The sequence below is a fragment of the Aurantiacibacter luteus genome (genome assembly GCF_001010945.1).
Taxonomy (GTDB): Bacteria; Pseudomonadota; Alphaproteobacteria; order Sphingomonadales; family Sphingomonadaceae; genus Alteraurantiacibacter; species Alteraurantiacibacter luteus.
The window spans coordinates 982,501-1,002,984 of the sequence record NZ_LBHB01000002.1; the positions used below are offsets into that span (position 1 = coordinate 982,501).

General features: G+C 67.7%; 22 protein-coding genes and 1 tRNA gene (1 of these 23 only partly in view). 7 read left to right on the forward strand and 16 right to left on the reverse strand.

The annotated features are described in order from the left end of the window. Both AAW00_RS11195 and AAW00_RS11200 read right to left on the reverse strand, forming a co-directional pair. Positions 1 to 1,055, reverse strand: the 5' portion of a protein-coding gene (locus AAW00_RS11195) for a helicase HerA domain-containing protein (protein WP_241461728.1). The gene continues 373 nt to the left of window position 1, outside the view; only the first 1,055 of its 1,428 coding nucleotides appear in the window; the start codon lies at positions 1,053 to 1,055; its stop codon lies beyond the left edge, outside the window. Between the two features lie 137 nt (positions 1,056 to 1,192). After that, entirely contained in the window at positions 1,193 to 3,163 is a 1,971-nt protein-coding gene (locus AAW00_RS11200; protein ID WP_047004362.1) for a hypothetical protein, read from the reverse strand. A 146-nt stretch (positions 3,164 to 3,309) separates the two neighbouring features. Here AAW00_RS11200 and AAW00_RS11205 point away from each other — a divergent pair, with 146 nt between their 5' ends. After that, positions 3,310 to 4,629: an alkaline phosphatase PhoX gene (locus AAW00_RS11205; protein WP_047004363.1), complete on the forward strand. Its 1,320-nt coding sequence runs from the start codon at positions 3,310 to 3,312 to the stop codon at positions 4,627 to 4,629. A 3-nt stretch (positions 4,630 to 4,632) separates the two neighbouring features. Here the strand turns inward: AAW00_RS11205 and AAW00_RS11210 are convergent, their stop codons facing one another. The 7 genes from AAW00_RS11210 to AAW00_RS11240 form a co-directional block, all read right to left on the reverse strand. After that, complete coding sequence (locus AAW00_RS11210) at positions 4,633 to 5,685, reverse strand: enoyl-CoA hydratase/isomerase family protein (RefSeq protein ID WP_047004364.1); 1,053 nt, start codon at positions 5,683 to 5,685, stop codon at positions 4,633 to 4,635. Continuing rightward, entirely contained in the window at positions 5,682 to 6,071 is a 390-nt protein-coding gene (locus AAW00_RS11215) for a VOC family protein (protein WP_156170042.1), read from the reverse strand. Before AAW00_RS11215 ends, AAW00_RS11210 begins: the two co-directional genes overlap by 4 nt. Then, entirely contained in the window at positions 6,068 to 7,213 is a 1,146-nt protein-coding gene (locus AAW00_RS11220) for an acyl-CoA dehydrogenase family protein (protein WP_047004365.1), read from the reverse strand. The genes AAW00_RS11215 and AAW00_RS11220 overlap by 4 nt, the downstream gene beginning before the upstream one ends. A 75-nt stretch (positions 7,214 to 7,288) precedes the next feature. Beyond that, a complete protein-coding gene (locus AAW00_RS11225; RefSeq protein WP_047004366.1) occupies positions 7,289 to 7,642 on the reverse strand; it encodes a hypothetical protein in 354 nt (117 codons plus the stop codon). Between the two features lie 69 nt (positions 7,643 to 7,711). Further along, complete coding sequence (locus AAW00_RS11230; RefSeq protein WP_047004367.1) at positions 7,712 to 8,008, reverse strand: I78 family peptidase inhibitor; 297 nt, start codon at positions 8,006 to 8,008, stop codon at positions 7,712 to 7,714. Positions 8,009 to 8,018: 10 nt separating this feature from the next. Beyond that, positions 8,019 to 8,507, reverse strand: a complete 489-nt coding sequence (locus AAW00_RS11235; protein ID WP_047004616.1) for a hypothetical protein — start codon at positions 8,505 to 8,507, stop codon at positions 8,019 to 8,021. An 89-nt stretch (positions 8,508 to 8,596) separates the two neighbouring features. Then, entirely contained in the window at positions 8,597 to 9,412 is an 816-nt protein-coding gene (locus AAW00_RS11240) for a M90 family metallopeptidase (RefSeq protein WP_047004368.1), read from the reverse strand. Positions 9,413 to 9,627: 215 nt separating this feature from the next. Between AAW00_RS11240 and AAW00_RS11245 the strand changes: the two genes are divergently transcribed. From AAW00_RS11245 to AAW00_RS11260, 4 genes are all read left to right on the forward strand, one after another. Continuing rightward, positions 9,628 to 9,701, forward strand: a tRNA-Gly gene (locus AAW00_RS11245). 30 nt (positions 9,702 to 9,731) lie between these two features. Beyond that, positions 9,732 to 10,289, forward strand: a complete 558-nt coding sequence (locus tag AAW00_RS14430) for a hypothetical protein (RefSeq protein WP_156170043.1) — start codon at positions 9,732 to 9,734, stop codon at positions 10,287 to 10,289. 33 nt (positions 10,290 to 10,322) lie between these two features. Beyond that, on the forward strand, positions 10,323 to 10,946 hold the full coding sequence (locus AAW00_RS11255) for a 6-phosphogluconolactonase (RefSeq protein ID WP_047004370.1): 624 nt from the start codon (positions 10,323 to 10,325) through the stop codon (positions 10,944 to 10,946). 4 nt (positions 10,947 to 10,950) lie between these two features. Then, on the forward strand, positions 10,951 to 11,415 hold the full coding sequence (locus AAW00_RS11260) for an NUDIX domain-containing protein (protein ID WP_047004371.1): 465 nt from the start codon (positions 10,951 to 10,953) through the stop codon (positions 11,413 to 11,415). Here AAW00_RS11260 and dinB read toward each other — a convergent pair. Further along, positions 11,410 to 12,528 carry a DNA polymerase IV gene (gene dinB / locus AAW00_RS11265; protein ID WP_047004372.1) on the reverse strand — a complete coding sequence of 373 codons (1,119 nt, stop codon included), beginning with the start codon at positions 12,526 to 12,528 and terminating at the stop codon, positions 11,410 to 11,412. The genes AAW00_RS11260 and dinB overlap by 6 nt on opposite strands. An 81-nt stretch (positions 12,529 to 12,609) precedes the next feature. On the opposite strand from dinB, the gene AAW00_RS11270 reads away from it, so the two are divergent. Further along, complete coding sequence (locus AAW00_RS11270; protein ID WP_047004373.1) at positions 12,610 to 13,863, forward strand: multidrug effflux MFS transporter; 1,254 nt, start codon at positions 12,610 to 12,612, stop codon at positions 13,861 to 13,863. Further along, entirely contained in the window at positions 13,860 to 15,341 is a 1,482-nt protein-coding gene (locus AAW00_RS11275) for a glycerol-3-phosphate dehydrogenase (protein ID WP_047004374.1), read from the forward strand. The genes AAW00_RS11270 and AAW00_RS11275 overlap by 4 nt, the downstream gene beginning before the upstream one ends. Positions 15,342 to 15,420: 79 nt before the next feature. Here the strand turns inward: AAW00_RS11275 and AAW00_RS11280 are convergent, their stop codons facing one another. The 6 genes from AAW00_RS11280 to AAW00_RS11305 form a co-directional block, all read right to left on the reverse strand. Next, positions 15,421 to 17,418, reverse strand: coding sequence for an acetyl-CoA carboxylase biotin carboxylase subunit (locus tag AAW00_RS11280; RefSeq protein ID WP_047004375.1), 1,998 nt, complete (start codon positions 17,416 to 17,418; stop codon positions 15,421 to 15,423). Continuing rightward, positions 17,408 to 17,806 (reverse strand): hypothetical protein, encoded by a 399-nt coding sequence (locus AAW00_RS11285; protein ID WP_047004376.1) that lies wholly within the window; start codon positions 17,804 to 17,806, stop codon positions 17,408 to 17,410. The genes AAW00_RS11280 and AAW00_RS11285 overlap by 11 nt, the downstream gene beginning before the upstream one ends. Beyond that, complete coding sequence (locus AAW00_RS14310; protein WP_082125031.1) at positions 17,806 to 18,273, reverse strand: nuclear transport factor 2 family protein; 468 nt, start codon at positions 18,271 to 18,273, stop codon at positions 17,806 to 17,808. The genes AAW00_RS11285 and AAW00_RS14310 overlap by 1 nt, the downstream gene beginning before the upstream one ends. Positions 18,274 to 18,300: 27 nt before the next feature. Continuing rightward, a complete protein-coding gene (locus AAW00_RS11295) occupies positions 18,301 to 19,323 on the reverse strand; it encodes a phytoene/squalene synthase family protein (protein ID WP_047004618.1) in 1,023 nt (340 codons plus the stop codon). Between the two features lie 116 nt (positions 19,324 to 19,439). After that, entirely contained in the window at positions 19,440 to 20,021 is a 582-nt protein-coding gene (locus AAW00_RS11300) for an LOG family protein (RefSeq protein ID WP_047004377.1), read from the reverse strand. Continuing rightward, positions 20,022 to 20,477 carry a hypothetical protein gene (locus AAW00_RS11305; protein WP_047004378.1) on the reverse strand — a complete coding sequence of 152 codons (456 nt, stop codon included), beginning with the start codon at positions 20,475 to 20,477 and terminating at the stop codon, positions 20,022 to 20,024. It abuts the gene before it with no gap. Positions 20,478 to 20,484: the final 7 nt, after the last annotated feature.

Here is a 20,484-nt window from a genome sequence, read left to right on the forward strand (position 1 = left end):
ACGGTGAAATCCTGGAACAGCGTGGCCGCGGGCAGGAAGGAACACCCGTCCTCTCCGGCCATTTCCGCCATTACCGCGCGCGCCACCTCTGCGGCCTCGGCCTCGGAGAGATCGGGCAGCGGGGCGAGGTCGTCGGCGCTGGGCGAAGCGTCGGCCTGCCGCTCGATTGAGGCCTGGAGGTTGGCGGCGGCGATGGGCGCCGTGGCTGGCGCGCCGTCGCCCCACAGGTCGGTCTGCGCGGGCGGTTCGGGCGCGGGGGCGTGGAGCAGCGCGGCCATGTCGTCGCCGGTGGCGAGCGGCGGCGGGGTCAGCCCGCCCACGGTGGACTTGGCGCGCGTCTCCACGCTGCCGATCCTGACCGACACCGGCCTGCGGCTGATCGCCGGGCCGAGGCCGAGGAAATGGCCGCGCTCGAGATCGCGGATCTGTTCGGCCTGCCGTCGCTCCATGCCCAGAAGGTCGGTCGCACGGATCATGTCGATGTCGAGAAAGGTTCGGCCCATGAGGAAGTTCGAGGCTTCCGCCGCCACGTTCTTGGCGAGTTTTGCCAGCCGCTGCGTGGCGATCACGCCTGCAAGGCCGCGCTTGCGCCCGCGGCACATGAGGTTGGTCATGGCGGCGAGCGAGGCGCGGCGCGCGTCGTCGGCCACCTCGCCGGATGCCGACGGCGCGAACAGCTGCGCCTCGTCGACGATGACCAGCGCCGGGTACCAGTGGCGGTCGGGCGCGTCGAACAGCGCGGCGAGGAACTGCGCGGCGCAGCGCATCTGGTTGTCGATTTCCAGCCCGTCGAGCGCGAGGACGACCGAGGCCCGGTGCTCGCGCGCGCGGGCGGCGAGGCGAACGATCTCGCCTTCCGAATAGGCCGCGCCGTCGATCACCACGTGGCCGAACGTCTCGGCCAGGCTGACGAAATCCCCCTCGGGGTCGATCACCACCTGCTGGACGATCGCGGCACTCTTTTCGAGCAGGCGGCGCAGGAGGTGCGACTTGCCCGAACCGCTGTTGCCCTGCACCAACAGGCGCGTGGCCAGCAATTCCTCGATATCCAGCATGATGGGCGACCCGCTGGCATCGTTTCCGAGATCGATCCGATTCGTCACCCGGTCTTGGTAGCAAGCCCGCCAGACGGCTCACGCCGCCACCGTCGGTTTTCCGCAGCTTTGCGGTCGGCTGCCGAAGGTCCCGCGGCTCAGGCCGGCAGCGCGATGTGCTTGCCGCCGAACACCGCCTGCCAGCTCTCGATTTCCGCAACGGTAATCTCGTCGACGGCGCGGGCGAGGTCGGCGACGCCGCGATAGTCGACGGCGTCCGCCGGGCCGTTCAGCAGCAGGCGGATGCGCCCGGCGAGCGCGTCCAGCTTCTCGGCGGTGACTTCCGAGATGGCTGCGAAGCGCTCGAAATCGCCGAAGTAGCGGATTGCCGCGAGACTAGCGCCGAGCGTGGGAAAGGCGACGCCGAGAAAGGTGAACACCTTGGCCACGCGGTACGGCAGGTCGGCGGGCAACACCCCGATGGCGGCAAGCGCGGCGATGGTGAGGTAGATGGATACGGAGACGACCGCGCAGACGAAGAACCGCGCGGCAATGTGGTCGAGCCGGTGATGCACCCGCGCGAGGCGCACCGCCTTGGCACGGTGATAGTCGCGCTGTGCCAGCGCGTGCGGCTCCAGCAGGGTTCCCAGTGCGGCGCGCAGGTACGCGCGCGAAATCCGGACCTCCGGCAGGCCGAGGCGGCGCAGGCGGTGACGGGCATGGTATTCGGGCCAGGCGACGGCGCTGCCGCGCGGCCAGCGCCCCGGCGGGCGGGCGATCCCGAGCGGAAGGAGGATTGGCGCGTGGCGCAGGTACTCGGCCACGCGCCGGGTGTCGAACCAGCGCTGGTGCCAGCGCTGTCGTCGGCCAGCCTTCAAGAAGAACACAATCTGAGCCAGCAGGAACAGTTCCATTCCCGCGAACACCCATTTCTCATTCTCGTATCCAAGGGGTTGGTACGAAATCCCCACGATCACCGCGAGCGCGGCGAGAAGGAAGCTGGCTATCATCCCGCTTCGATAGGCGTCGGAAAGCCAGATCGAGATACCGTCCGCCCACGCAAAATCCGGCAGTACCTCGTGTTCAATTTGGTCCACCAGCGACTTGTCGCCTCCCGGCAGGGCACGGCTTGCGGCGAGCACGGCGGCACCGCGGCCCACGGCAATGTCTTCCGGCTTTTCGTAGGTTAGCAGCAGCGGTCCGCTATTCTTCCACCCCTCGGCCTTATAGTCCGGGCCAAACGCCCGATCGATAAGGCGATAGCCAAGCCACATCGGGCTGGAGCGTCCGGTCCAGCGCTCGCGCGCCAGCGCATCGCCGCCGTGCCCGGCCTCGCCGCCCGCGGGGTGCAGCGCGTGGCGCACGACGGTCTTCAACGCCGCGGCCTGCTGGCTCTCGGAATAGGTGAGGTGGGCAAGGGCCTCGGGCGTGGCGACGACACGCCAACGTTCGGGGCACGCCGGGGCGATCAGCAGAACCGGCGTGCCGAGCGCGAGCGCTGGCGCAATTGCGTGTGAGGTGCCGCCCATGCGGTCGAGCGTCGTGCCGTTTTCAAATCCGATGACGAGATCGGATTGCTCGATCATTACCCGCTGTGCGAGTGCCACCTGCTCTGCATGCTGCAAGGCAAAGGCTCGCGCGCGTACCGGATCGCCGGGCTCTTCGAGCATGGCCGTGAACAGTGCGGCTAAGCTCTCGTCCTGATCGGCGATTTCGAACAGGCGCGCACGAGCTTCCAGCGCGGCAATCTCCTTGGCCCGCGCCTCCACGTCGGTGTCCTCCGGGGCTGTGTTCGCAAGCAGCGCACGAGCGTCTGCGGGCGATCGCGGCGCGGCTGCGATCGCCCGATTTAGGCGGCGTCCGTAAGGCAGGGGAGCGACGAGCTCCCACCCCGACGCCAGTGCGGTACGGGCGGCGACCCGGTCGATTTCGCTTGCGAGAAGGGTGTGCATGCGCGTGGGGGCGACTTGGGCGGGGTCGGCGCCGACCAGCGCATCGATGCGAGTTAGGATTGCTTGCAGCGCCGCGCTCACCGCCTCGCAGCTTGCGACCTTGGCCGGATAGCCGTCGTCGTGGCTGATCAGGCCAAGCGACAGTTGAGGAACGGGAGGCGGAGGGGGCGCTGGCATTGGCTGTCGATGTCGTCACAAACGCACTGCCCGTCAATCTTCGCGAGACCTCACCACGACATGGTCTGGCCGGAAAGCTGCGCTGGAGGCGAGCGCGAGGATCGGCTAAGGCACGCGCCGCGAGTCAAAAGTCAAAAGGTCGCCCCATGCATACCGATCGTCGCCAATTCCTCGCTGCCACCGGCACCGCCTTTGCCGGATTGCTGGTAACGGGATGCACCCTCTCGCCGCGCGTCGCTGGCGCTGGCCTGCCCGCGGGCGAGCGGTTCGGTGCGCTGGTGCCCGATCCGGCGGGCGTGCTCGATCTGCCGCAGGGCTTCTCCTACCGCGTGATCTCGCGGCTGGGCGATGCGATGAGCGACGGCTTCACCGTCCCCGACAATGCCGATGGCATGGGCTGCTTCGACATCGGCAACGGCGAGCTGGCGCTGGTCCGCAACCACGAGCTGGTGCCGCAATCGGATGGCGGCGGCGTGGCTGGCCGGGCCTACGATACCGTCGCGCGCAGCCTCGTGCCATTGCCGGGCGGCACGACGACGATCGTGCTCGACAAGGCGACGCTGGAGCGCAAGCGCGAATACCGCAGCCTCGCGGGCACCATCCGCAATTGCGCGGGCGGCATTACGCCATGGGGCAGCTGGCTGACCTGCGAGGAGAACACCGCAAGGGGCGACGGCCGCATCAACCGCGACCACGGCTACGTGTTCGAGGTGCCCGCCGATGCCGGCGGTCTCGTCGATCCGTTGCCGCTGACCGCCATGGGCCGGTTCAACCACGAGGCGGCCTGCGTCGATCCGGCGACGGGCGTGGTCTACATGACCGAGGACCGCCCGGATTCGCTGCTCTACCGCTATCTGCCGACCTACCCGGGTCGGCTGGAGCGCGGCGGCACGCTGCAAGCCCTTGTGCTGGAGGGCATTCGCGATACCCGCAATATCGGCACCGCATTGCTGGCGGTGGGGCAGCCGGTGCGCGGCACCTGGATCACGCTCGACAATCCCGAGGCGCCCGAGGACGACCTTCGCACACGCGGTGCGGCCATGGGCGCGGCGGTGTTCGCGCGGGGCGAGGGCATCTGGATGGGCGATGGCGAGATGTATTTCACCGCCACCAGCGGTGGCGCGGCGCAGCAGGGGCAAATCTTCCGCCTGAAGCCGAACATCCATGAAGGCGACGTGCTCGACCTCTTCTACGAGAGCCCGGCGCTGTCCGAATACAGCTTCGGCGACAACCTGTGCATCACCCCCTTCGGCGACCTGATGGTGTGCGAGGACCAGTACGGCGATGCCATCGATAACCACCTGCGCGGCGTGACCCCGACGGGCGAGGCCTATGCCTTCGGCCACGTGCGCGTGCAGAGCGAAACGGCGGGCGCCTGCTTCTCGCCCGACGGGCGCACGATGTTCCTCAACGTCTACAGCCCGGCGATGACCTTGGCGATCACCGGGCCCTGGCCGCAGACATAGGGCTCAGCCCGGGAACGGCGTCCACTCGCCGCCGTCGGGATCCTCGGCAAAGATCGCGTCGATCAGCGCCGGGTGTACGTCCGCAGGGCGGGCCGGATCCCACACCGGGTCGTTCGTCTTGTCGAGCAGGACAGCGCGCACGCCCTCCGCGAAATCGTGCCGCAGCATCATCCGGCTGGCGACGCGGTATTCCATGCGCATGTTATCGGCAAAGGTCTCGCACGCGGCGTTTTCAGCGAACTGGCGCAGCGCGACCACGCCGGTGGTGGGGCACTTGGCACGCACCGCGTCCAGCTCCTTTGCCGCCCACTCGCTCTCGTCCGCCTCCAGCGCGGCGATGATGCCCTCTAACGTGTCAGGGTTAAACAGGCGGTCGATCTTTACCGCATTGCCGGCGATGCGCGCCTCGGGCCGCTCGCCGGCATCCTTGCCGAGCACCTCGAAGACCGTCTCGCCCGCGACGAGCCGCGCCTTGATGTCGCCCAGCGCGTCCGACGGCAGGTAGTGGGTCGCAAGCCCCGCCCAGAGACATTCCGCCCCGTCCAGCCGCGCGCCCGTCAGCGCCAGGAACTTGCCCGTCGCGCCCGGCAGGCGCGGCAGGTACCAGCCCGCGCCGACGTCGGGAAACAGGCCGATCGCGCCTTCGGGCATGGCGAACTTCGTGTTCTCGGTCGCCACGCGGAACTTGCACGGCTGCGAGATGCCGACCCCGCCGCCCATGGTGATGCCGTCCATGAAGGCCACGGTCGGCTTCGGGTAGGTGAACAGCAGGTGGTTGAGCCGGTATTCCGCGTGGAAGAACGCGCGGCCCGCCTTGCCGCCGTCGGTCAGCGCGCTGTCGCGCACCAGCGCCACGTCCCCGCCCGCGCAGAAGCCGCGCGTGCCCGGCTCGTGCTCGATCATCACTGCGCGCACCGCGTCGTCCCCGCGCCAGGCGAGCAGGGCTTCGGACATGGCCTCGACCATCTCCAGCGTCAGCGCATGAATGGGCTTGGGGCGGGTGAGGGTGATGCGGCCGATGGGGCCATCGATACGGGTGCGAACCTGGTCGGTCATGCGGCTTTCCTCTGTTCGATCAAGTCCCAGCGGTTGCCCCAGGGATCGGTGAAGACGGCGACGGTGCCGTATGCTTCATGGCGCGGCTCTTCGACGAAACTGGCCCCGTGGGCGAGCAACTGCGCGTGGCTGGCGGCAAAGTCGGATGTGTGAACGAACCAACCTACACGGCCGCCCGTCTGACTGCCGACCGCTGCGGATTGCGCCTCGTTCGTGGCGCGCGCCAGCAGGAGCTTGCCCCCGCCGTCGCCGCCGACCACGACCCAGCGTTTTCCATCGCCGAGATCGGTGTCCTCCTCCAGCATGAAGCCCAGCGCGGCGGTGAAGAATTCGATCGCCTCGTCGTAGTCGGGAACGACCAGCGCGGTCATCGCGAGGGTGTTCACTGCCGCAGCAGGTCCCGGCCCACGATCATCCGCATGACCTGGTTCGTGCCCTCGAGAATCGAGTGGACGCGCAGGTCGCGCCAGAAGCGTTCGATGGGGTAGTCCCTGAGGTAACCGTAGCCACCGAACAGTTGCAGCGCGTCGTTGACCACCTTGCTGCCGATGTCGGTGGCGAGGCGCTTGGCCATGGCGGAGAAGCGGCTCTTGTCGGGTGCGTTCTCTGTCACCTTAGCGGCGGCGAGATAGAGCAGGGCGCGCGCGGCCTCGAGGTCGGTCGCCATGTCGGCGAGCATGAACTGGGTGTTCTGGAAGTCCGCGATCGGCTGGCCGAACTGCTGGCGGTCCTTGGTATAGGCCACCGCTTCGTCGAGGCAGCGCTGCGCTCCGCCGAGCGAGCAGGCGCCGATGTTGATGCGCCCGCCGTCGAGACCGGCCATGGCGAAGCGGAAGCCCTCGCCCTCCGCACCCACGCGGTTGGCGACGGGCACGCGGCAATCCTCGAAGATGACCTGCGCGGTGGGGCTGGCGTTCCAGCCGAGCTTCTTCTCCGGCGCGCCGAAGCTGAGGCCCGGCGTTCCCTTTTCGACCACCAGGCAGCTGATGCCGCGCGCCTTCTCGTCGCCGGTGCGGACCATCACCAGGTAGACGTCATTGACCCCGCCGCCGCTGATGAACTGCTTGGTGCCGTTGAGGACGTAGTGGTCGCCGTCCAGCCTTGCGGTCGTCTTGAGCGCCGCCGCGTCCGATCCGCTGCCGGGTTCGGTCAGGCAGTAGCTCGCCAGCTTCTCCATCGAGATGAGGTCCGGCAGGAAGCGGTCCTTCAGCTCCTGCCCGCCGAAGGTGTCGATCATCCAGGCGGCCATGTTGTGGATCGAGATGAAGGCGCTTGTCGTCGGGCAGCCGTAGGCCATGGCCTCCATGATCAGCGCCGCCTCCAGCCGGCCGAGCCCGATACCGCCCGATGCTTCGCTGACGTAGATCGCGCCGAAGCCCAGCTCGGCGGTGGACTTGATGACGTCCACCGGGAAATGATGCTGCTCGTCCCATTCGCCCGCGTGGGGGGTGATGGCATCGGCGGTGAACCGCTGGGCCATCTCCTGGATGGCGAGCTGGTCGTCGGTAAGCTGGAATTGTCCGGTCATCGAAGGGCGTCTCCTGCCCGCTCCCATGTCAGGAAGCGGTTGCAGGCGCAACCGGATGCATGGGCCGTGGGCCTATCAGCCGCCCCAGTCGTCGGCCATGCCCTCGCCGTCGTCCATCGGCACGGGGTCGAAACCTTCGGTGGTATCGACGAGGTCGTCGGGCGAGGCATCGTGGACCTGCGGCTCTCCCTCGCCCGGAGGCGCGCCGGCGGCGCTCTCCTCGGCAAGGCTGCCGGCGCTGGTCGGCTGGGCCGAGGGCTCGCGCCCGAAGCTGCCGCCCCCGCCGCCCCGCTTGCGCAGGACGATTTCCTGCTCGCCGTCGCCGCTGGAGGCCATCACCGCATCGTTGCGGCTGGCAAGGTCGTCGCCGCATCCGGCAAGCAGCAGCGGACAGGCGATAAGCAGGACGGTTTTCGTGACGGTGGCCATGACGAGAGCTTCCGAGCGCTGGGGCGAACGCCGTCGGCCTAGCGCAAAATGGTTACCATCGTCCTGCCGCTACCCGCAGGAGATGCGGTCCACCATCAGCGACCGGTCATAGCTGACGGTCAGCCTGTCAGGCCGGAAATCCATCGTCATCGCGCTGTCGGGCGGGGCCCAGCGCAGCTGGCGGGCACGCGTGACGCGCAGGAGTTCGGCACCGAGCTCCTGCGTGGCGCGCTGGCCGATATGGCGCTGCGCCGCATCGGCGCTGCACTCGCCCGACGGCTCGCGCACCGCCATGCCGTCGTCGGCGGTCGTGGTGCAGGCGGCGAGCGAGCCGAGCGCCAGGACGGACAGGACTACAACCTTCATCGTCTTCTCCTCAATTGCATTTCGAATAGCTGCGCGGCCCCGGCGGAGCGTCGTCCCCGATTTCCTCCAGCACGAGGGTGTCGGGCCCGGAAAGCGTCAGCGTAAGATCGCGCGACCACTGCATTCCCTCGCCCTCGTAGTCGAAGGTGCCGCGCAGCGCGTTGTCGCCGGCAAGCATGGCCTGGCCGATCTCGGCAACGGATTCGTAGAACGTGAGCGTCGTGCCATCGATCGTCATCAGGCCCTTATTCGCGGGCTCGTTGGGATCGCAATCGGCCTCGGTCATGCCCCAGCGGCCCTGCATGGCGGCGGGAATGGCGGTGACGGGTTGTGCGGCCGGTATGCTGGCATCGGAATTCGGCGCTGGCGTTTCCACATCGGCGGCGGGCGCGTCGGCTGCGGGATCGGGTGCGGTCGCCTCAGGTGCGGCGTCGCAGGCGGACAGCGCCAGTGCCAAGGTTGCGAGACAGGCCAGGACAGGCATGCGGGCGCGGCTCATCGGCATTTCTCCTGATAGATGCCTCTCTCCTACGCTCGGAAACCGCAGAGGTGCCCAGCCAAACACAGAACCCGGCGGGGCGGCAGCATTCAAGCCCACTCCGCCGGATCGAGCGCGAACAGCGTCGCCAGCTCGGCATAGAGTGCGGGTTCCTCGCGCCGGAAGGCGGCGGGCTTCTCGAAGAAGGTGACGGTCGCCTCGGCGAAGAACTCTTGGTGATTGGTCGCGCCGTAGGGGTCGATCAGGGTCGCGTGCCCGGCCTCGACCCGCCGGACGTGACCCTCGTAGGCGTCCAGCATCGCCCTTTCCCAATTGTCGAACCGCTGACCTTTGCGCAGCAGCGGCACGCCGTTGGCCTGGCCGGTCAGGCTGTCGAGCTGGTGGGCAAATTCGTGCATGACCACGTTGTGCCCGTCGTCGGGGTCCAGCCCGCCGCGCAAGGCATGGTCCCACGACAGCACCACCGGCCCGCGCGCCCAGCTCTCGCCAGCGGCGTGCGCGCCGTTTTCGTGGACCAATTCGCCATCGTGGCGTGGTCGGCGGGTATCGAAGGCGGACGGATAGACGAGCACGGTCCGCAGCGTCTCGAACCAGTCGGGACTGTTCACCACCAGCAGGCAGGCCTGCGCCGCGACCGACAGCCTGAGGCCATCGTCGATCTCCACCCCGCCGTAGCCGTGAAAGGTGACCTGATCGAGGAAGCGATTGATCCGGCCCTCCAGCGCCGGGCGCAGCTCGGCAGGGAGGCGACGGACCATGGGCACCAGCTTCATGACGATGGCGCGCTGCTCGTCGGTGAGCGGGCTCGCCAGCAGCCTATCTCGGTGCCGTGCCTTCGCCCAGCCGCGGTATGACAACCCGCCCGCCACGAGAAGGAGGGCGAGCAGGATCCACACGAGCGTCATCCGCGACGATATCGGCAGGGCTGCGGCCTCCGACAAGAGCGGCACGCAAAACGGTCCCGAGCCCTCTTCACGGCGTATCCTTCGCGGGCAATTCAATCAGCGCCCTTATCCATGGCGAACCGCCATGGCAGTCCATGGCGATCGCGCCGGTTTGCCAGGGCCGCAGGCCTGGATTGACGCAAGGCTCGTGCAGCGCGTAATGGCGCTTGAACCGTGCGGGTGTAGCTCAATGGTAGAGCAGCAGCTTCCCAAGCTGACGACGAGGGTTCGATTCCCTTCACCCGCTCCAGACTTCGCCTTGCCGAAGGAGCGCGCAACCTTGCCCGCTTTTCTCCTGACCTTTCTCACCGTGGCGCTGGCGATGTTCGCCGGGCGCGAGGCGGTGCGGACGGCGCGGCTGGCGGCCGGCGGTGCGCCGCTTGGCGGACTGCTGCTCGCCATCGCCGGGGCCGCCGTGCTCGCCTCGGCCTTTGCCGCCTGGCTGGCGGGGTCCTTGGCGAACCTAGTGACCGGCGACTATCGCAGCTGGTTCGTTGCGGCGGCGCTGGCACTGGCGGCGCTGGAGGTGGCGCTGCTGTCCACCGCCAAGACACCGCGCGAACCCACGGCATCGATCGGCGCGACCGCCCTCGTGCTGCTTTCGGGCATCGCCACCGATGCGAGCGGCCTGCTGATCCTCTCGCTGGCGCTGGCCACCGGAGCCCCGGCGCTTGCCGCGGCGGGCGGAGCGCTGGCGGTGATCGGCGTGCTCGGCTTTGCCGCCATCGCCGGGGAGGACTGGGAACGGATGCCGCGCCGCGCCCTGCGCTGGCTGGTCGTGCTGGCGCTGACGGTGGGCGCGGGCGTGGTGGCGCTTGTCGGGCGCGCGCTGTTCTAGGCACCGCGCGCTATCCGGGCTAGGGCAGGGCGCATGCAGAACGTCACACTGATCGAGAATGTTGCCGGCGATGCCATCGCCGACTGGCTCGAGGAACGGCTCGGCGCGGCCCTTGCGGCCGACGAGGGGAGCGTATCGGTGGCGGTGCCGGGCGGCTCCACCCCGTTCCCCATCATGCAGCAGCTCGTCACGCGCGACCTGCCGTGGTCTCGGCTGCTGGTGTGGCCGGGGGACGACCGCGTCGTTCCCGAGGATCATCCCGCCAGCAACACCGGCAAGCTGCGCGCGCTGTTCGAGCCGGTCGGGGCCGAAGTGGTGACGCTCTCCGTGATGGAGCAGGTGCCGCCTTTCGCGCTGGTCTGGCTCGGCATGGGGGAGGACGGCCACGTGGCGAGCCTGTTTCCCAACACCGATCCGCGGGCGGACGATGCGCAGGCCGTGCGCCGTCTCACGCCCGATCCGCTGCCGCCCGAGGCGCCGTTCGACCGCGTGACGCTGACCATGCCGAGCCTGCTGGCGAGCGACGAGATCGTCTTCACGCTCGGCGGCAGCGTGGCCAAACGCGCGGTGTTCGAGGCGGCCCTGCGCGGCGAGCACGACCTGCCCGTGGCGCGGTTGCTGCGGGCTGCCACGCAGAAGGTGACGTGCTTCGCCTGATGCCATGCTGAACTGGATCCCGGCGCCGATCCACCGCGCGCTGATGCCGCTCGCCCATGCGCTGCGCAAGGCGTGGCTGCGGCTTGCCAAGCCGGACATCCATGGCGTCGCACTGATGGGCTTCGATGCCGAGGATCGGCTGCTGCTGGTGCGCCACAGCTACGGCCCGGACCGCTGGTCCATGCCCGCGGGCGGCATGGCTCGGGGCGAGGATCCGGAGCACGCGATCCGCCGCGAAATGCGCGAGGAGCTGGGCCTGACGCTGGAAGGGCTGGAGCTGGTCTCGCAGCGTGTCGAGACGATCTACGGCGTCACCAACCACGTTTGGCTGTTTACCGCGCGGGTGCTGGAGGAACCGCGCCCGGACCGGCGCGAGGTCGTGGCGGCGGCCTTCTGCCCGGTGGACGAGCTTCCCGAGGCACTGGAGAAGCGCGTGCGCCCGCGTCTCGAACTGATGGACAGGCTATAGCAGCGAGAGCTGCGCATCCTCGCGGCGCGGTTCGGCCTCGTCGCCGCGATCGAGGTTGCTCAGCGTCAGGCCCATCAGGCGGATGGGCATGGGCAGGGGCAATTCGCCTTCCAGCAATTCGTGCGCGACGGCGGCGAAGCTCGCCTTGTCGGCCACGGCCTGCACCTGCGAGCGGGCGCGGGTGATGATCTGGAAGTCGTTGAACTTGAGCTTCAAAGTGACCGTGCGCCCCCGCGCTTCCTTGGCCGCGATCCGCTCCCACACGATCTCCACGATGTCGTCCAGCGTATCGCGCAGGGCGGGGCCGGAGGAGATGTCCTCACTGAAGGTGCGCTCTCCGCCGATGGATTTGCGGATGCGATTGGTGCGCACGGGACGAAGATCGATCCCCCGCGCCGCGCGGTAGAGATAGTCGGCGAAGCTGCCGAAGTTGGCGCGCAGCCAGGCGAGGTCCCTGGCGGCGAGGTCCGCCCCGGTCTCGATCCCCAGCCGTGCCATCTTTTCCGCGCCCTTCGGCCCCACGCCGTGGAAGCGGCGGATGGGCAGCGACTGGGCAAAGGCCGCGCCCTCGCCGGGACGGATCACGCAGATACCGTCGGGCTTGTTCTGGTCGCTCGCCATCTTGGCGAGGAACTTGTTGTAGCTGACCCCGGCGCTGGCGGTGAGCCGGGTCTTTTCGCGGATTTCCCGGCGGATGGCCTGCGCGATTGCCGTGGCGCTGCCGATGCCGTGAAGGTCCTCGGTGACGTCGAGATAGGCCTCGTCGAGGCTGAGCGGCTCGACGTGCGGCGTGTGGTAGTGGAAGATCGCACGGATCTGCTCGCTCGCCTCGCGGTAGGCATCGAACCGGCTCTTCACGAAGATAAGGTCCGGGCACAGGCGCTTGGCCGTGACCGATGGCATGGCGCTCCTGACGCCGAACTTGCGTGCCTCGTAACTTGCCGCAGCCACCACGCCGCGCCCGCTGCTGCCGCCGACTGCCACGGGCTTGCCACGCAGTTCCGGATTGTCGCGCTGCTCGACGCTGGCGAAGAAGGCATCCATGTCGACGTGGATGATCTTGCGCAGGCCCTGCGATTCGTCCGCTTCCTCGATGTGGTCGGGTTCGTCCATGGCCGCCGTGCACTCTAGCAAGGCGCGCGGTTCGACTTAATCCTTTTCTCGGCCACGGGCGCTGTGTAGTCGCGGGCTGACATGGCGACAGCTCCCAGCCCGATGGACGACCTGAAGCTCGGCAAGCGCGAATTGGTGGTGCTGCTGGCGCTGCTGATGAGCCTCAACGCGCTCGGCATCGACGCCATGCTGCCCGCGGTGGACGAGATCGCCCGCGACCTGGGCGCGGCGGACGGCAACGACCGGCAACTCGTCATCGCCGTCTACACCATCATGATGGGGGTGGGCTGCCTGGTGCCGGGCAGTTTCGCCGACCGCTACGGCCGCCGCCCGATCATCCTGTTCGCTTTGGCCGCGGCCTGCGTGCTGAACCTGCTGGTCGCCACGCTCACCCATTTCGGAACCATGCTGTTCGTACGCGGACTGACGGGCCTGCTGTGCGCAGGCCTGCTGGTGGCGCCGATGGCCATCGTTCGCGACCTCTACGAAGGCGACCACATGGCGCGGCTGATGTCGACCATCGCCGCGGTCTTCATCACCGTTCCCGTCTTCGCGCCCAGCATCGGGCACGCGATCATGCTGGGCGGCAGTTGGCGGCTGATCTTCGTGGCGCTGGCCGCAGTGGCGGCGCTGGCAGCAGTCTGGGTATGGTTCCGCCTGCCCGAGACCCTGCGCCCGGAAAACCGGCAGGAAGTCATCCTCCCGGTCATTGCGCGCAACATGCTTTCGGCGCTGCTGAACCGTTCGAGCATCGGTTACACGCTCGGCACGCTGCTGGTGATGGGCGGGGTGTTCGGATACGTGAATTCGGGCCAGCAGCTCTACCAGGAAGCCTTCGGCGTGGACGAGGCGACCTTCCCGGTCCTGTTCGGCGCGACGGCGGCGATGATGGCCTTCACCAACATCGTCAATTCGCGCATCGTCACCCGCTTCGGCGCGCGGCGGGTGAGCCATGCGGGCGTCATCATGTTCATCCTGGTGAGCGCGGTGCAGGTCTGGTCGAGCTACGTGCACTTCGGCGACATCACCTGGTTCCTGCCGCTGATGAGCGTGAACCTCGCGCTGCTGGGTTTCCTCGGATCGAACTTCGGCTCCATCGCCATGCAGCCCTTCGCGCACATCGCGGGTTCGGCCAGCAGCGTGCAGACATTCTTCCGCATGTTCGGCGCGGCATTGGTGGGCATGGCCATCGGCCAGGCCTACGACGGCACGGCCATTCCCTTCGCCTGGTCGCTGCTGATCTGCTCCTCGCTGGCGCTGCTGCTGGTGCTGTTCAGCGAGAAGGGGCGGCTGTTCCGCCGCCTCAACCGGCCGCCGCCTAAGGATGCCGCGTGACGACCTACGACCTCATCGTGATCGGCGGCGGGGTCAACGGGGCGGGCGTGGCGCGCGACGCGGCGGGGCGGGGCGCGAGCGTGCTGCTGCTGGAGAAGGGCGACCTTGCCAGCGGCACCTCGTCCAAGAGCACGAAGCTGGTCCACGGCGGGCTCCGCTATCTCGAATACTACGAGTTCGCACTCGTGCGCGAGGCGCTGGGCGAGCGCGACGTGCTGTGGTCCATCGCCCCTCACATCGTGCGCCCGATGCGCTTCGTGTTGCCGGTGACGCGCGGGATGCGCCCGCGCTGGATGCTGCGCGCCGGGTTGTTCCTCTACGACCACATCGGCGGGCGCGACGCCTTCCGCAACGCACGCAGCGTGCGGCTGGACAGCCATCCGGCGGGCGCGCCGCTGGAGGCACGATGCACCCACGCCTTCGAGTACTCGGACGGCTGGGTGGACGATGCGCGGCTGGTGGTGCTGAACGCGCTCGACGCCGCCGAACATGGCGCAGACATTCGCCCGCGCTGCGAGGTGCTCGCCGCCCGGCGCGAGGGCGGCGAGTGGGCGGTCGAGACCACGGGCGGCAGATTTCGTGGCCGCGCGCTGGTCAACGCCGGCGGACCGGGGGCGGACGACGTGGCGGGCCTCGCCGCCGAGCGCCCCGCCTACGGTATCCGCCGCGTGCGCGGCAGCCATATCGTGGTGCCCCGGCTCTTCGACCACGACTACGCCTACATCCTCCAGCAGCCCGATACGCGCATCTGCTTCGCCATCCCGTGGGAGGGCGACTTCACCCTGATCGGCACGACCGATGCCGACCACGCGGGCTCGCTGGACGAGGTGGAGGCCAGCGCGGCGGAGGTGCGCTACCTGTGCGATGCGGCGAACAGGTATTTCGAGCGCGACGTGACGCCCGGCGACGTGGTGCATAGCTTTGCCGGGGTGCGCGCGCTGGTCGACGACGGCACCGGGCGGCCCGAGGCGGCGACGCGCGGTTACCGCATATCGCTGAGCGAGGAAGGCGAGGGCGCGCCACTCGTCGGCATCTGGGGCGGCAAGATCACCAGCTATCGCCACGTGGCCGAGGACGCCTGCGACAAGCTGGCGCAGCGCCTGCCGGTGCTGGACAAGGCGCACTGGACCGCGGAGGCCCCGCTCCCCGGCGGCGACTTCGGCCGGACCGCGCAACACCACCTGATCGGCGCGCTGAAGGAGCTCTACCCCTTCCTCGATCACCGCGACGTCGTCCGCATCGGCCGCGCCTACGGGACGCGAGCGGGAGACTGGCTGGGCGAGGCGGCGGGCTGGGACGACCTCGGCCGCCAGTTCGGCTGCGGCCTGAGCGAGGCCGAGGTCGAGTATCTGCGCCGCAACGAATGGGCCGTCAGCGCCGAGGACGTGCTGTGGCGGCGGACCAAGCTGGGTCTGCACATGAGCGCGGCCGAGGTTGCGGGGCTGGAGAGCTATCTCGCCGCAACCCGCTCACCCTGAGCTTGTCGAAGGGTTGCCTTTCCTTTTGGCAAGGCAAAGGGGAAAAGGCAGTCCTTCGACACGCTCAGGACGAGCGGAATTAGGCGTCCATGCCATCCGCACCGCTCCTCTCGACACTCTCCTGTTCGATTCTGGCCAGCAACGCCTCGACCTGCACCTGCGCCCCTTCGCTGGCCGACAATTCCGCCACCACGCCATCGAACGGCGCGGTGAGCGCGTGCTCCATCTTCATCGCCTCGAGCACCAGCAGCCGCTGGCCCGCGGTGACGGTGTCGCCCTCGGCCACATCGACCGCGATGACTTTGCCCGGCATGGGGGCGGAAATGTCGCCGTCAGCGGCGGAGGCGTGGCCGGTGCCGCGCTCCCGGGCGAAGCTCACAGTGTGCGCATTTCCTCGGTCGAAGATCAGGATCGTACAATCGGGCTCGACCTCCGCTGTCGGACCATGTGTGGTCGGCAAATATTCGATCTCGTCAAACTCGCGAACACCGTCAATTTCGACGTCCCATCGCTCGCCGCCATCGAGCGGCATGAGAGTAACGGTGCTCCCGTTTCCATCGACGCTTAAAGCAAATCGGGCTGGTGCACTTGGAGCATTGAGCCGAAAGCCGAACATGCCGCTTGGAGACATAGCGTGATCGCCATCGTATCGCGCCGCTTCAAATGTTTCGGCTCGCCACAGGGCGGCCGCAAGTTTCACTGAGTGCGGAGCGTGGGCTTCGATGAGACCACCGATCTTCCGCTCGATCAGTCCGGTGTCCAATTCTCCTGCGCGAAACTGCGGCAGATCTAGAAGCTTCGCGATAAAGGCTGCGTTGGACTTTACGGGATAGACCTCCACATTTTCCGCGATCGCTATCAGGTCGTCGATCGCGTTCTCTCTTGATCCGGCGAAGGCGATGAGCTTGGCAATCATCGGATCGTAAAATGGTGAGATTTCGCTGCCCCGAGAAACGCCGGTTTCGATCCTACCGTCTTCACCCAGATTGAAATGCTTGAGTTGCCCCGTACTCGGCAAGAACCCTTTCGCCGGGTCCTCGGCGTATAACCGCGCCTCGATGGCATGCCCCTTGATGCTCAGCTCTTCCTGCTTCAGCGGCACCGGCGCCCCGCTCGCCACGCGCAGTTGCCATTCGACCAGGTCCACCCCGGTGATCTCCTCGGTCACCGGGTGTTCGACCTGAAGCCGGGTGTTCATCTCCATGAAGAAGATGCGGTCGGCGCGCAGTCCTTCGCTGGCATCGGCGATGAATTCGATCGTGCCCGCGCCCTCGTAGTCGACGGCCTTGGCGGCGCGGACGGCGGCGGCGCAGATGGCTTCGCGGGTGGCCTCATCCATGCCGGGGGCGGGGGCTTCCTCGATCACCTTCTGGTGCCGGCGCTGGAGCGAGCAGTCGCGCTCGAACAGGTGGACGACGTTGCCGTGGGCATCGCCGAAGACTTGCACCTCGATGTGGCGGGGCGAGGTGATCCACTTTTCCAGTAGCACCTCGTCGTTCCCGAAGCTGGCCTTGGCCTCGCGCCGGCAGCTTTCCAGCGCGGCCTCGAAGTCTTCCGGCGCATCGACCTTCCTCATGCCCTTGCCGCCGCCGCCCGCGACAGCCTTGATGAGCACGGGATAGCCGATGGCCTCGGCCTCGGCCTTGAGGCGCTCGACCGACTGGTCCTCGCCCTCGTAACCGGGCGTCACGGGCACCCCGGCGGCGCGCATCAACTTCTTGGCGGCATCCTTCAGACCCATCGCCTCGATGCTGGCGGGCTTCGGGCCGACCCAGATCAGCCCCGCGTCGATCACGGCCTGCGCGAAGGCGGCATTCTCGGACAGGAAGCCGTAGCCCGGGTGGATCGCGTCCGCGCCCGTCTGCTTTGCCGCGGCGATGATCTTGTCGCCGACGAGATAGCTCTCGGCGGCGGGGGATGGGCCGATGTGCACCGCCTCGTCCGCCTGCCGCACGTGCAGCGCCTTGGCGTCGGCATCGGAATAGACCGCCACCGTCGCCACGCCCATGGCGCGCGCGGTGCGGATGATGCGGCAGGCGATCTCGCCGCGGTTGGCGATGAGCAGTTTATCGATCACAAAAACCCTGGTCCCATTTTCTCGGTATGTAACTTTCCCGCCCGGCGAGATAGTCGCCGAAAATCGTCTGCACTTCATCGAGTGTGAAGGCACATTCGGATGTGATGTACAAACCGCTGAACCATACGCGTTTCCACCACGCGGGCTTGGGCTTTACGCCGGGCAACTTGGCATGCCGGGGGACGGCGTGAAAGTGTGTTTCCTCGCCGCCTCCGTCCCGCCGCTCCACTACGAAGCCGTTGTCGAAAATTGCGGTCTGAAGATAAGTATGGGCATCGCGGCTCAGGATCGCCCTCGCGTTGTCATCGCTTCCCAATCGTGCCAGCTCCCGGTGCAACTCCTCGGCTGTTACATCAGCAATTTCGGTCAGATCGGTTTCGAGCCGCATTACCGCCCTGCATCCCCGCAGCCTTCCGAGACATGGCTGTAGGTGATAGTAGCTATCTTCCAGGTGCCGTCGGCGCGGATCAGGGTGAAGATGTCGATGCCGCAGTGGCTGCGCTCTCCGTCGACCATGAACTCGTAGGGCGCCCAGACCATGGCCACTGCGCCGTTCACCAGCACCGTCGCCTCGCCCAGCGGTTCGGCGATGTCCATCGGCACGTTGGCGAGACCTTGGGCGGCGGCGGCGAGGGGCATGGACTGCACGCGGTCCTCGCCCTCGCGCTCCTGCACCAGCGCGAGGTAGGCATCCTCGGTGATGAGCGCGGTCATCGCGTCCGCGTCCTTCGCGGCGAGGCCCTCGGTGAAGCCCTCGACCACGGCCATCACCGCGTCACGGTCGGTGGTCGGCTGCGCGCTGGCACCGACAGGCACAGCCAGCGCCATCAGCGCTGCCAGGGCAAAGTTACGCATGGACTTTCTCTCCCGAGGCTCGTGACCTCAGTCCTCCTTGCGGCGGACATCCTCGTCGCGCAAGGGGGTGAGCGGGATATCGGCGACGGGCTGCGCCATGCGCGCCATCACCATCAGCCTCCCGCGCGTCCACTCGGGCATTTCCTGCGGCTCCCACGACCCCGCCATCGCCTCCTTGAAGGCGGCGGCGACGTGGCCGAGCTTGTCGAACGCGCTGGTGTGGACCCGGTGATCCCACGCCAATTCGGCCTGGCTGACGACCTCGTGCCCGATGGCACCGTAGATGTTAGCTGCGGCGAGAACGGCCCAGCGCTGGCGGAACTTGAGGTGCGCCGCGCCCACGCGCGCCGCCGCCTCGTGCCGCTCGGCCATGCGGACCAGGCGCTGGGCGATCTTGACGAGCTGCTTGCGATAGGCGGGCTTCATCAGTTCGCCGGGGGGGATATCGTATTCGGCCAGCCACTCCTCGGGGATGTAGCAACGGCCCGCCGCATCGTCCTCGGAGATGTCGCGGGCGATGTTGTTGAGCTGGAAGGCGAGCCCGAGGTCGCAGGCGCGGTCGAGCGTTTCGGTCGCGTCGCCGGGCACGCCCATGACCTTGGCCATCATCACGCCGACGGCACCCGCGACGTGGTAGCAATAGCGCATCAGGTCGCCCTCGGTGCGCGGGCGCCAGCCCTCGGCATCGAGCGCGAAGCCGTCGATTACGTCGTCCGCCATCTCGCGCGTCAGCCCGCATTCGCTGGCGACCTGGCCGAGCGCATCGAAGGCGATGTCAGCGGTCGGCTGGCCGTCCAGTGCGCGGTGGGTGAGGATGCGGATGGCGCGCACGCGGTCCTCGGCGCTCGACGCATCAAGCTTCAGCGTCCCGCCGTGATCCTGCCCGTCGGCGATGTCGTCGCAGCGGCGGCACCAGGCATAGAGCAGGTGGCTGCGGTCGCGCGTCTGCTTGTCGAACAGCCAGCTGGCGACGGTGAAGCTCTTGCTGCCCTTCGCGATGCTCTCGTGCGCGCGCTTCACCAGCGCCGCGCGGCTGCGCCCGCCGCCCATCTGGCGCGGGGTGTTCTTGACTACCTGGCTGGCCACGAGCGGGCGCGGGCGCACGCGCTGCAGGCCCAGTTGCCGCGCCTCGCGCTTGGCGATCCGGCCTGCGCGGGGTGGCGGGGTCACAGGTCCTCCACGCGCATCTGCACGATGGTCTTGGCAGGCTCGAAATGGTCCATTCGGTCCAGCAATTCCTCGATCGTTTCGCCCACGATCATGATGCCGCGGTGCGCTTCCCTGACAAAGCCGACATCGGCCATGTGACGGTTGAACGCCACAAGCCCGTCATAGTATCCCAAGGCGTTGAGCAGCCCGACGGGTTTCTGGTGATAGCCGAGCTGCGCCCAGCTGATTGCCTCCCACAACTCGTCGAGCGTACCCACGCCGCCGGGCAGGGTAACGAAGCCGTTCGAAAGATCGGTAAAGGCCTGCTTGCGCTGGTGCATGGTCTGGACGACGTGCAGTTCGGTGCAGTCGCGGTTGGCGACTTCCATGTCGACGAGCGCCTGCGGGATCACCCCGATGACCTCGCCGCCCGCCTCCAGCGCGGCACTCGCCACCGCCCCCATCAGCCCGGCCTTGCCGCCGCCATAGACGACGCCGATGCCGCGCTCCGCCAGCGTGCGGCCGACATGGCGTGCAAGTTCCAGGTAAGCCGGATCGGCGGGCGAGGCGGAGCCACAATAGACGGCGAGACGGTTCATTCAGTCAATTACCTCAATTTTTACCTGCGCCTCATCGGGCAGGTCGCGCAGCTGCTTTGCCAAATCACCCGAGAGGAAAGCAACTTCCGTTAGCGGCAGAACGACCATGTGCTCGGCGCTGTAATCACCATCGATCCAGTGCATTGGCGCAAGGGTGAAAACGTGGCCCGCGGCGGGTGCGCCAAGCCGTTCGCGCGCGGACCGCACCAGTTCGCCGCCGCCCCATAATTCTAACGTTTCCGGATCGGCCATCGCGGCTTCTGCCGACGCTTTGTCACCCAGCGGGCTGAGCTGCATCCCATCAGTATCAAGATAGAAATATCGCTCCATTTCATCAGAGAGCAGCATGTGACCCATTGGGCTCACGGCATGGACGGTTGCGATAACGACGCCAGACCAGCCCCAACCGGCGTTGATGGCGTCCAGCAACCGTTTCTCGTCTTCAATCGCCGACATTTCAACA

What these genes read in the sequence shown, in the direction of transcription:
- AAW00_RS11200 (WP_047004362.1), bottom strand. Translation starts at nt 3,163, where the DNA reads ATGCCAGCGCCCCCTCCGCCTCCCGTTCCTCAACTGTCGCTTGGCCTG.
- AAW00_RS11205 (WP_047004363.1), top strand. Translation starts at nt 3,310, where the DNA reads ATGCATACCGATCGTCGCCAATTCCTCGCTGCCACCGGCACCGCCTTT.
- AAW00_RS11210 (WP_047004364.1), bottom strand. Translation starts at nt 5,685, where the DNA reads ATGACCGACCAGGTTCGCACCCGTATCGATGGCCCCATCGGCCGCATC.
- AAW00_RS11220 (WP_047004365.1), bottom strand. Translation starts at nt 7,213, where the DNA reads ATGACCGGACAATTCCAGCTTACCGACGACCAGCTCGCCATCCAGGAG.
- AAW00_RS11225 (WP_047004366.1), bottom strand. Translation starts at nt 7,642, where the DNA reads ATGGCCACCGTCACGAAAACCGTCCTGCTTATCGCCTGTCCGCTGCTG.
- AAW00_RS11230 (WP_047004367.1), bottom strand. Translation starts at nt 8,008, where the DNA reads ATGAAGGTTGTAGTCCTGTCCGTCCTGGCGCTCGGCTCGCTCGCCGCC.
- AAW00_RS11235 (WP_047004616.1), bottom strand. Translation starts at nt 8,507, where the DNA reads ATGAGCCGCGCCCGCATGCCTGTCCTGGCCTGTCTCGCAACCTTGGCA.
- AAW00_RS11240 (WP_047004368.1), bottom strand. Translation starts at nt 9,412, where the DNA reads ATGACGCTCGTGTGGATCCTGCTCGCCCTCCTTCTCGTGGCGGGCGGG.
- AAW00_RS11255 (WP_047004370.1), top strand. Translation starts at nt 10,323, where the DNA reads ATGCAGAACGTCACACTGATCGAGAATGTTGCCGGCGATGCCATCGCC.
- AAW00_RS11260 (WP_047004371.1), top strand. Translation starts at nt 10,951, where the DNA reads ATGCTGAACTGGATCCCGGCGCCGATCCACCGCGCGCTGATGCCGCTC.
- dinB (WP_047004372.1), bottom strand. Translation starts at nt 12,528, where the DNA reads ATGGACGAACCCGACCACATCGAGGAAGCGGACGAATCGCAGGGCCTG.
- AAW00_RS11270 (WP_047004373.1), top strand. Translation starts at nt 12,610, where the DNA reads ATGGCGACAGCTCCCAGCCCGATGGACGACCTGAAGCTCGGCAAGCGC.
- AAW00_RS11285 (WP_047004376.1), bottom strand. Translation starts at nt 17,806, where the DNA reads ATGCGGCTCGAAACCGATCTGACCGAAATTGCTGATGTAACAGCCGAG.
- AAW00_RS14310 (WP_082125031.1), bottom strand. Translation starts at nt 18,273, where the DNA reads ATGCGTAACTTTGCCCTGGCAGCGCTGATGGCGCTGGCTGTGCCTGTC.
- AAW00_RS11295 (WP_047004618.1), bottom strand. Translation starts at nt 19,323, where the DNA reads ATGGGCGGCGGGCGCAGCCGCGCGGCGCTGGTGAAGCGCGCGCACGAG.
- AAW00_RS11300 (WP_047004377.1), bottom strand. Translation starts at nt 20,021, where the DNA reads ATGAACCGTCTCGCCGTCTATTGTGGCTCCGCCTCGCCCGCCGATCCG.
- AAW00_RS11305 (WP_047004378.1), bottom strand. Translation starts at nt 20,477, where the DNA reads ATGTCGGCGATTGAAGACGAGAAACGGTTGCTGGACGCCATCAACGCC.